This window comes from Pirellulales bacterium, assembly GCA_035939775.1.
Lineage (GTDB): Bacteria > Planctomycetota > Planctomycetia > Pirellulales > DATAWG01 > DASZFO01.
Map to the genome: position 1 here is coordinate 1 of DASZFO010000240.1, position 9,243 is coordinate 9,243.

A 9,243-nucleotide genomic window follows, 5' to 3' on the forward strand; every position below is an offset into this window, starting at 1 on the left:
CAACTTACTCGACGCCATCGCCGCCCACCGCGTCGCCGATCGACCAGATCGCTACGAGCCCCGGGCTAGGAAACGACACAACAGGAACTTCGCGTACCTGCGAAAACCCCGCGCGCAGATCAAAGGCGAGATGGCCAAAGGGCTTATCGCGATTTAAGTGCCATTCGTCGATCCGACCGACGCGTGCAAGTTTCGCCGAAGTCTGCCCCCACGGGCGTCCCAAAAAAAATGGTCATCTCGTAGGATGGACCGTCGGCAAAATCGAAGACCACGAGATCGTTCTCGCCGGAGATGGGACGTTCGTAAGCTGGCCCCCAATGCCTTCGACAATCTGTTGCCGAGTGAAAGCCCGACTGGCACCGCTTGCCAGACGGCGAGATTAGAACTCCGCGGTCACCATCGATCGAAGTTCATAAACTCGAAATCCAAATGCGAGGCGATCACGTAATTCGTCGCCTGCGGCGGTACTCGGATCAGGCCGGCCTTGAACGATTTGTCGATCTTCTTCTTCCAGCCCTCGCGAACGCCCATCGGGCTGTTGACGACCTTCGAAATATTGAGCAAGGCCACCGAATTGACGGATTACGGCAGCTTCGTAACCAAATCTCGGAACTGGGCGCTGGCGGGTAGGACGGCGACGAGCGTCAATTCGCCGGCGATCGTGATGCGTCAAACCCAGCCACGCATCTGACGGCAGTTGGTTCCGCGGGTTCGGCCCGCTGGTAACTCGGACATTGTTCTGATTCCTCTTCGGTTGATTTATGTAAGGAAACTGGCGCCTAGCGATGTCGCCACGAACCGCATTGCCGCTAGGCGGCACGCGTTGATTTTCAGTATTTCTCCGGTACGAAGTTTCGGCCCATGATCGGCGACTGATCGTCGTAAGCCGCTTTGTCGGATCGCTTGGGAAGTTTCACTTTCTCGCGCGGCGCCTCTTCGTAAGGGATCTTGCTCAACAGGTGGCTGATGATGTTGAGCCGCGCTCGCTTCTTGTCGTCCGACTTGACCAAATACCACGGCGCCCAGGGAGTATCGGTCGCCGCGAGCATATCGTCCCTCGCTCGCGAGTAATCGTACCAACGGCCGTAGGATTCAAGATCCATCGGCGAGAGCTTCCAGATCTTTCGCCCATCGGCGATGCGCGATTCGAGCCGGCGAGTCTGCTCTTCCTGACTGACTTCCAGCCAGTATTTCAGCAGGATGACTCCGGACTCGACGATCATACGTTCAGCGTATGGGGCGATTTGCAGAAACCGCTTAACCTGTTCGTCGGGGCAAAAGCCCATAACGCGTTCGACGCCAGCGCGGTTGTACCAACTGCGGTCGAAGATGACGACTTCGCCGGCCGCGGGCAGATGCGGTAGATAGCGCTGGATATACATCTGCGACTTTTCACGCTCGGTCGGGGCCGGCAATGCCACGACGCGAAACACGCGAGGACTCACACGCTCCGTGATCGCCTTGATCGTGCCCCCCTTGCCGGCGCCGTCGCGTCCTTCAAACACGATGCAGATCTTCAGCCCCTTGTGCTTGACCCACTCCTGCAGCGTCACAAGTTCGACGTGCAGTTCGAAGAGTTCTCGCTCGTAGTCTTTGCCCTTGAGCTTCTTTTGAGAAGAGGACTGATCGTCGTCGTCGATCTCGCGATTCCTGTGGCTCATATGAATAACACCTCATTCGTCCGTCGAAAAGACGGGACGGGCGGCTCGCGGCAGCCGTCAATCGGCTGGAGAGCAACCGGTCGCTCGGAGCCAATCCCATTTTTTACCGGCTGTCAACTCTGCTTAGGTTCCGGCAACCGCACAAGCAGCCATTGCTGCGTCTGGCCACTGGCGAAATGGACTAGCACGGGCGTCGAATCTTGGGTCAAGCTCGACAGGCCTGTCTCGACGATGGGCCATGATTGTCCTTGCACAGACCAGGCGACTCGCTGGGTTTTCTTATCCACCATGCCTTCGAGCGTTTGCATGTCGCCGCTGGCCATGTTTTTAAACGTGCCGGAGATGATTCCGTCTTTGCTGACGGCCAGTTGCACGTAGAGTGTCGGCGTGGCGCCAGTCGCTTCGCGGTCTTGGGTGACCGCAAACACGCCGAGCGGCATCCACTCGGAGTTTTGCGGATTCAAGTTATCGGGTGCGGCGGCGGCAATCGCGGCGGCTTGATCGGCATACTCTTCAGCCGTCGCTACCGGCTGATCGCCATAATACACTTGATCGTCAGTGTAATAGATATTGTCGCCGTAAGCGTACGTTGTCTCGGCGTAGCCGGTTCCCCAGCCGAACCAACCGGTGAGCGCCGCCCAAGTGGCCCAACGATAGGGCGCGTTGAGCCGCCACGACGCCCACCCCGGATGGTCGTGCCAGAAATCCAAACGAGGATAGTTGTCTCGGACCTGATCGCGGATCTCATCGCGGCGCTGTTGGCGATTGTCTTGCAATTGCTGGCGATTCTCGACGCGGCTGGGCCGATTATCGACGTAGTTTCCGCGTCGATCGCCGAGATTCGAGCCAATGCCCGCTCCGATGCCGGCGCCGATTCCGGCACCGACGCCCGGTCGGTTAGCGATGCCGCTTCCAGGACCGGAGGGAAGCTGCGACGGCCGGTTGCCAGCGCCTGGTCCCGAGGGAAGTTGCGATGGCCGATTGCCGGCCAAGTTGCCACCCCCCGCCGGCAATTGCGACGGTCGATTGCCGCCATTTTGGAGGAAATCAGCCGCCGCGCCACCGGCGCCGGGTCGAGGCCCACCGGTCGATGGGCGGCCGACGTCCAAGAAGTTGTTCAACTGTCCGGCGCTAGGTCGGCCTCCTCCGGCGATGTTTCCGGCGCCGGGCCGAGCGCCTGTACCTGGAGACGGCCGAGTTGCCGGACGCGCGCCAGCAGATGCACCCGCCCCGGGCCGGCTGGCCCCGGTACTCGGTCGTTGCGCTGGCCGCGCTCCTCCGCCCGAGATTGATGGCGATCGACCGCCGGCGGGTGAAGGTCGCGAGGCTCCACCGCCGGGACGCGCGCCTCCACCCCCGCCGCCACGCGCACCCCCACCGCCGCCACGGGCTCCGCCTCCGCCTCCGCCACCGCGACCACCGCGGGAAAACGAATCATCTTGCAAAAGAAAAGCAAACGTCGCGACGACCATCAGGATGGTGGCTATGCGTTTCATAAGGCGTCTCGGGGTTGGGATTTGTGCGGCGATCCGAATCCGGCGGTGAGAGTTGAGACGTGCGACATGATGGACGTCACACTTATACTCCTCATACTGCTTCACTCGCGCACGATCACCACTTCATCGATGTTGGGAAGTATCTCGCCGCCGGCCGTTCGTTCGATCGTCTGCCATGAGAAAGAATTGTCGTCGATCTTCTTGATGATATTCGTCATGGTGGCCTTTCGACCGTCGGCCAGAATGCCATGATTGCGAACATACCAGCGATCTTTCTTGTTCTCCCAAGTCGCTTCGGCAAAACCGCCATCGGAATCAAACGTCCATGAGCGGAAGATCTTTGCCTCCGGATCCCAGCCAATTATCTGCATTCCCGACAATTCGATTTCATCTCCCACGATGACCGTGTAGGAACGAGTCAAGAAATTCCGGTTCTTCGTCCAGTTGCACACAGTTTCGATGGTCGCGTTGTCGTCATCGTCCTTATCGACCCAGCTTCCCACCATCCACTCGAGCACTTTCAGTTGCTCATAATGCGAAGGGACTTCCTCCTTCGCCTGGTCCGTGACACGGTCGAGCAGCCATTGCTCGTCTCGCCTCACGTAGACGGCGGTGTAGGGGACTTCCTCCGGCTCGTTTTTGCCGATCGTTTCCACCGACGTCCCTTGTTCGACCGCAACATTTGGTGAAACGAATCGAATCGATTCGGTGTTGACCGTCATCTTCGAGTCGGGCTGGTCCTTGAACAGGGCGGTGAATCGCTGGGCGATCTCATCGCGGCCCGAAACTTCCTCGCCCGTGACACGGTCGATATAGATGGCGTCAGGCGACCAATAGTTGGCCAGCGCCTGGGCGTCATGCTTGTTGAATGCCTCGACATATCCGGCCACCATCTTGCCGATGGCCGCCTCGGAGGCCGATTGATCCGACCCGGCGGCGAGCGCCCGCGACTGGGCCACAGTCAAGAAGACGAGCAGCCCGAAGAGAAGCCGTTTCATGGAAGCTCTCCTGTCAGGTGAGTTTGAATCCAACAGTAAACAGCGCCCTCATCATAGCGGAGTGTGCGCTGAGAAACATCCGTCGGCGAATTTTTTAGCGGCGTTCGGCTAACGGACGGCGCCTGCCCTGAAAGCTGTATTGACTTTCCTGCGACGCGATCGTTTCTTCCGAGCGACTTCAAAAGCAATCGACACCGTCGGCTCCTGCCGGCAAGTTGCATTGCCGGTGTCACTGCCGGATAATCGATCGGACTAGGCTGCTGTTCAGCCACATGCGTGCGACTCGGAACCGCTGGACGAAGGTGCCATGAACGAAGCACATCTGCTCGACGGTTTTCCGCTCTGGTGCCTGTTCGTGGCGACGGTGACGGTTGTCGCCCTCTCGGTCGAGGCCGGCTTTCGGCTTGGCCGTTTCCGCCGGCAGGGTTCGGACGCGGAGAAGGAAGTTCCGGTCGGGGCGATTGCCGGGGCGACGCTCGGTCTGCTGGCGTTTGTGCTTGCGTTCACGTTCGGCCTGGCGGCCTCGCGGTTCGATGCTCGCCGGCAGGTCGTACTCAAGGAATCCAACGCTATTGGCACGTGTTATCTTCGCGCCGGCTTGCTGCCCGCGCCCCACGCCGCTGCCGCCCGCAAGCTCCTGCGCGATTATGTTGAAGTGCGCCTGCGGGCCGCTGAATCGGGCAATCTCGATGAGGCCATGGCCAAGTCGGACGAGCTGCACAACGCAATTTGGTCGCAAGCGACTGAAGCTGCCAACAAGGACCCGCGCTCGATCGTCACGGGACTTTTCATCCAGTCGCTAAACGAGGTGATCGACGTGCATTCGGAGCGGGTCTTGATCGCCGTGCGGAGTCGCATTCCCGCAGCCGTTTGGCTGGGGCTGTATTTCGTCGCAGTGTTCGCGATGGCAGCCCTCGGATATCACGAGGGACTAACCGGATCGCGACGTTCGCCGGCCGTCTTGGCTCTGGCACTGACGTTTTCCGCCGTATTGCTGCTCGTCGCCGATCTAGATCGCCCGCGGGAAGGTATGCTGCAAGTGAGTCAGCAGGCGATGGTCGACCTGCGCAATTCCATCGATAGTGCGCAGACAAAAAACATGCCCAGCGTTGGAGCCGAGGAGACAAAGCCATGAGAATCGCTGATAGATTGGACCTCGAATAACGAACAAACCATGCGGGGCGACTTGTGAGCCGGCGAGAATCTGCCTTCAGTTGGCGCTCGCTTTTCCCGCCTCTCGAATGGCTGCCCGGCTATCAAGCCGGTTGGTTGCGATTCGATCTCATAGCGGGAGTGACGCTAGCGGCTTATGCGGTGCCCGTGTCGATGGCCTACGCTTCGTTGGCCGGAGTGCCGCCTCATTTCGGAATCTACTGTTATCTGATCGGTGGCCTGTTTTACACCGCTTTCGGCACGTCACGGCAACTGGCGATCGGGCCGACGTCGGCGATTGCAATGCTCGTGGGGGCAACGGTCGCCGGCATGGCGGGGGGCGACGCCGCGCGCTGGGCGGCCATTGCCGAGCTTGCCGCGCTGACCGTGGCCGGATTCGCCCTATTGGCCTGGCTTCTGAGGCTTAGCGGGCTGGTCAGCTTCATCAGCGAAACGATTCTCGTTGGTTTTAAGGCCGGAGCGGCTCTATCTATCGCGATGACGCAGCTTCCTAAGTTGTTCGGAGTACAAGGAGGCGGCGACCATTTCTTTGAGCGCGCCTGGACGCTCGCCGGACAACTCGGCGACACCAACCTGGCCGTACTCACCATCGGATTGGCCGCGCTCGCCCTGCTGCTGCTGGGTGAGAGGTTTCTGCCGAACCGCCCTGTCGCATTGTTCGTCGTTGTGCTGGCGATCTTTTTGATGTCATTCTCTTCGTTGGCGGATAAGGGCGTGGCGATCGTTGGTGCGCTGCCCGCGGGATTGCCGGCGCTGTCGGCCCCTTCCTTGCGATGGAGCGACGTCGACGGAATCCTTCCGCTGGCCGGCGCTTGCTTTCTGCTGTCGTACATCGAAAGCATCTCGGCGGCCCGAACGCTGGCCGCACAACACGATTGCGAAATCAACCCCAGGCAGGAACTCCTCGCCCTGGCGGCAGCGAACGCGGCGGTGGCATTCGGCCAAGGTTTTCCGGTAGCGGGCGGGCTATCGCAATCGGCCGTGAACGACAAGGCCGGCGCGCGGACCTCCTTGAGCCTAGTTTTCGCGTCCGCAACGCTGGCGGCCTGCCTGCTGCTGCTCACCGACATGCTGCGGAATTTGCCGACCGTTGTGCTGGCCTCGATTGTGCTGGTGGCCGTTCGCGGGCTGATCGATGTCAAGGCGCTCAAGAAGCTATGGCAGATTAGCCGGTCGGAGTTCAGAATCTCGATGGTCGCACTTCTGGGCGTATTGTTGCTCGGAATTCTCAAGGGCGTGTTGGTGGCGGCGGTCGCGTCGCTTTTGATGCTGATCGCCGGAACGGCGCGGCCGCACGTGGCCTTTCTCGGCCGCATCGCCGGCACCCGGCGGTATTCCGATCTCGAACGGCACCCGGATAACGAAACGCTGCCGGGCATCGTGATTTTTCGAGTCGAGGCCGCGCTGCTCTACTTCAACGTCGATCACATTCGCCGTGTCGTCGACCAGCGACTTCAAGCCTCCCCCGATCTTCGGCTCGTCATCTGTGATCTCTCCGATTCGCCGCTGGTCGACGTGGCCGGGGCGCGGATGCTCTCCGAATTGTGCCGCGACCTCGAAAAACGCAATGCCAGCTTGCGGGTTGTCGAGGCGCATGCCAGAAATCGCGACCTGCTTCGGGCCGTGGGGCTCGAGCAGCAAGTCGGCCACGTCGGCAGGCGTCTTTCTGTCGATCAGGCGGTTGACGAAGCTCAAGGCATAGTTCGATAATTAGGCGCGCCAGCATTGCAGTCTCTTCTCTCAATCGACGACGCTGGCTGTTCCTTGCTCGAAATGCTCGTTGCACCAATCTCCTATTCAACGAAAGGAACGTCACATGGCCGCGACCGCAACCGTCAAGAGGGCGAAGCCGCGCGAACCGACCGCGAGCCTTGCTGCCGGACCGCTTTCCGCCGACGAGCTGCGCAGAATGGATGCCTACTGGCGGGCATCCAACTATTTGTCGGTCGGGCAAATCTATCTACTCGATAATCCGCTTTTGCGCAAGCCGCTGAAGCGCGAGCACATCAAGCCGCGGCTGTTGGGGCATTGGGGCACTTCGCCCGGTTTGAACATGCTCTACGTCCATTTGAATCGCGTGATCAAGCGCGAAGACTTGGACATGATCTACATTATCGGCCCGGGGCATGGCGGCCCGTCGCTTGTGGCTCACGCCTGGCTCGAAGGAACGTACAGCAAGTTTTACCCGAGCATCAGCCAAGACGCCGACGGGATGAAGCATTTGTTCAAGCAATTCAGCTTCCCCGGCGGAATTCCCAGCCACGTAGCTCCTGAAACACCCGGCAGCATTCACGAAGGGGGCGAGCTAGGCTACGCGCTCAGCCATGCCTATGGAGCGGCATTCGACAATCCCGATTTGATCGTGGCCTGCATCGTCGGCGATGGCGAGGCCGAGACCGGACCATTGGCTACCGGTTGGCACGGCAATAAATTCCTCAACCCGGCCCGCGACGGCTGCGTGCTGCCGATTCTGCATCTTAACGGTTACAAGATCGCCAATCCCTGCTTCCTTGCGCGGATTCCCAAGGATGAGCTGCAAGAGTTCTTCGAGGGCATGGGCTACAAACCCTATTTCGTCGAGGGGCTTGAGCCGCTGGCCGTTCATCAGCAACTGGCCGGCGTCATGGACACGGTCGTCGATGAGATCAAGAGCATCTGGAGCGACGCCCGCGAGCGGGGCAACTTAAAGCGGCCAGCCTGGCCGATGATTGTGTTCCGCACGCCAAAAGGCTGGACCTGTCCGGCCGAGATCGACGGCAAGAAGTGCGAGGACTACTGGCGGAGTCATCAGGTGCCGATGGGCGACATGGATAAGCCCGAGCATATCCGAATCCTTGAAGGCTGGATGAAAAGCTATCGGCCTCAGGAGCTGTTCGATGCAGACGGCCGCTTCAAGCCCGAGTTTGCCGAGCTGTCCCCGCGCGGCCATCGCCGGATGAGCGACAATCAGCATGCCAACGGCGGCCTGCTGCTTCGCGATTTGAAGATGCCCGATTTCCGCGATTATGCGGTCGATGTCCCCAGCCCCGGCGCCACGAGCGCCGAATCGACGCGCGAGATGGGCCGGTTCCTCCGCGACATCATGAAGCGGAATCTCGATAGCAGGAACTTCCGCCTCTTTAGCCCCGACGAGAACAACTCGAACCGCTGGCAGGACGTGCTGGAAGTGACCGACCGCTGCTACATGGCCGAGATCTATCCCGAGGACGACCATCTCAGCCCGGACGGCCGCGTGATGGAGGTGCTCAGCGAGCATCAATGCCAGGGCTGGCTCGAGGGCTATCTGCTCACCGGCCGGCATGGGTTCTTTTCCTGCTACGAGGCGTTCATCCACATCATCGACTCGATGTTCAATCAGCACGCCAAGTGGCTGAAGGTCTGCAACGACATCCGCTGGCGGCGGCCGATTGCTTCGCTGAACTACCTGCTCAGCTCGCACGTCTGGCGGCAGGACCACAACGGCTTCAGCCATCAGGATCCCGGCTTTATCGACCATGTTGTCAATAAGAAGGCGGAGGTTGTCCGCGTCTATCTGCCGCCGGACGCCAACACGCTGCTCTCGGTGACAGACCACTGCCTGCGAAGCCGCAACTATGTGAACGTGGTCGTCGCCGGCAAGCAGCCGGCCCCGCAGTGGCTGACCATGGATCAGGCAATCAAGCACTGCACCGCCGGAATCGGCATTTGGGACTGGGCCAGCAACGACAAGGGCTGCGAGCCGGACGTCGTGATGGCCTGCTGCGGCGACGTGCCAACGCTCGAGACCCTGGCCGCAGTGCAGATTATCCGCAAACACCTGCCGGAACTGAAGGTGCGGGTCGTGAATATCGTCGATCTGATGAAGCTCCAGCCGCCGAGCGAGCATCCACATGGACTTTCGGACCGCGATTTCGACGCCCTGTTCACCAAGGACAA

General features: G+C 60.4%; 7 protein-coding genes. 3 read left to right on the forward strand and 4 right to left on the reverse strand.

The features are described from left to right. Positions 1–393 precede the first annotated feature (393 nt). The 4 genes from VGY55_15130 to VGY55_15145 form a co-directional block, all read right to left on the reverse strand. Entirely contained in the window at positions 394–570 is a 177-nt protein-coding gene (locus VGY55_15130) for a hypothetical protein (GenBank protein HEV2971306.1), read from the reverse strand. Positions 571–830: 260 nt separating this feature from the next. Beyond that, entirely contained in the window at positions 831–1,661 is an 831-nt protein-coding gene (ppk2, locus tag VGY55_15135) for a polyphosphate kinase 2 (GenBank protein HEV2971307.1), read from the reverse strand. 113 nt (positions 1,662–1,774) lie between these two features. Then, positions 1,775–2,782: a hypothetical protein gene (locus VGY55_15140; protein HEV2971308.1), complete on the reverse strand. Its 1,008-nt coding sequence runs from the start codon at positions 2,780–2,782 to the stop codon at positions 1,775–1,777. Positions 2,783–3,258: 476 nt separating this feature from the next. Beyond that, a complete protein-coding gene (locus VGY55_15145) occupies positions 3,259–4,155 on the reverse strand; it encodes an SgcJ/EcaC family oxidoreductase (protein ID HEV2971309.1) in 897 nt (298 codons plus the stop codon). 307 nt (positions 4,156–4,462) lie between these two features. Here VGY55_15145 and VGY55_15150 point away from each other — a divergent pair, with 307 nt between their 5' ends. The 3 genes from VGY55_15150 to VGY55_15160 all read left to right on the forward strand — a co-directional run. Then, a complete protein-coding gene (locus VGY55_15150; protein ID HEV2971310.1) occupies positions 4,463–5,290 on the forward strand; it encodes a hypothetical protein in 828 nt (275 codons plus the stop codon). A 53-nt stretch (positions 5,291–5,343) separates the two neighbouring features. Further along, positions 5,344–7,038 (forward strand): SulP family inorganic anion transporter, encoded by a 1,695-nt coding sequence (locus tag VGY55_15155; protein ID HEV2971311.1) that lies wholly within the window; start codon positions 5,344–5,346, stop codon positions 7,036–7,038. A 199-nt stretch (positions 7,039–7,237) separates the two neighbouring features. Then, positions 7,238–9,243: phosphoketolase family protein (locus VGY55_15160; protein HEV2971312.1), on the forward strand; the 2,006-nt coding region annotated here is incomplete at its 3' end.